1 protein-coding gene and 1 pseudogene are annotated in these 1234 nt (G+C 38.7%); both read left to right on the top strand.

Going from position 1 to position 1234, the window contains the following annotated elements:
- A pseudogene (locus DYY66_RS04630) lies at positions 1-885 on the top strand (hypothetical protein); the annotation flags it as partial.
- 116 nt (positions 886-1001) lie between these two features.
- Positions 1002-1234: hypothetical protein (locus DYY66_RS04625; protein WP_166286631.1), on the top strand; the 233-nt coding region annotated here is incomplete at its 3' end.

Here is a 1234-nt window from a genome sequence, read left to right as displayed (position 1 = left end):
GGAAATTTCACCCTTGACATACCAACAGAATCTAATCATGAAGTTATCTTTTTGTCAGTAATACAATATCCTATAGAGACAATTGGAACTGACTCGGTCTCATTTGTACCACCATCTCCCACAAATGACAACTGGTTTGATATCAATTCGGATGAAGAGATCTCAGTTCCATATGTGATACAATCAGATGAGAAAAATACAAGAATGCAGCTCAAGGGATGGTCATATGACGGAGAAGACACAAAACAAATTGAAAGACTAGAGTCTGGCATCTTTAATACGACACAGATCCACATGTCAAACAGCCATAGTGTTAATTTTGTATACATGACGCAATACTATCTTAATCTAGTCTCAGAATACGGTCACACTACAGGAGAAGGGTGGTATGATTCTGGCACTACTGCTACCATATATTCAAGTTCTGATAACGGCTTTCCAACACGACATGTCTTCACAGGATGGAATGGTCCTGTTTCGGATCCAAAGAAACAGACCGCCAGCATCGTGATGGGAGGTCCTGTGACGATTACTGCAAACTGGACTGTAGATTATACACCCATGATATTATTGTCAGCCCTTGTAGGAGGCGTGGGTGTTATAATAGCATACAAAAAACGGAAAATGCCTCCATCTAAGAAAATCTTGCCAACAAAACAGGAAAACTACAAGGAAGACACAAAAACTGAATCAAAACCAGTAGATGCTGTATCCCCTACAACGTCTGACAGAATATCAGACGATGCATATACAAAAGAGATTGAGGACTATATCCTACAAAAATCCTTGGCTAGGCTAGAACTGTTTGAAACTTCTAGTATTTTATCAAAAGAAAAAAATGCCAAAATAAAGGAAAAAATGACAAAAAGCGAATCGGATTGGTAATTGTATCATAAAGTCAGGTGGTTCGAAGGTTCGAACCAGATACAGAGCCAATCTCAGGAACAAAAAAATGCCAATTCGAAATAGTTGCTTAAATAGACTGTGAATAAACCGTAATCATGAATCTACAGGCCATGCGCTTGATTGCAATAATTGTAGTAGTATTGCTAGTAGGTTCACTCTCCTCAAATGTGGCACTGGCAACAAATGACGGTAATTCAGGCCTTGTTTCAATATTAAACCAGTCAAAAGAGGCAGCTCAGGAAAGAATGATGCAGTTACAAGATGCCGGAATTAATGCTACATCAGAGGTACAATCTCAATATTCACAAGGCCTAGTAGAATATCAATC

The sequence above is a fragment of the Candidatus Nitrosotalea sp. FS genome (genome assembly GCF_011319475.1).
Taxonomy (GTDB): Archaea; Thermoproteota; Nitrososphaeria; order Nitrososphaerales; family Nitrosopumilaceae; genus Nitrosotalea.
Note: the sequence above shows the minus strand (reverse complement) of the source record. Positions and strands in the feature narration are given on the sequence as shown.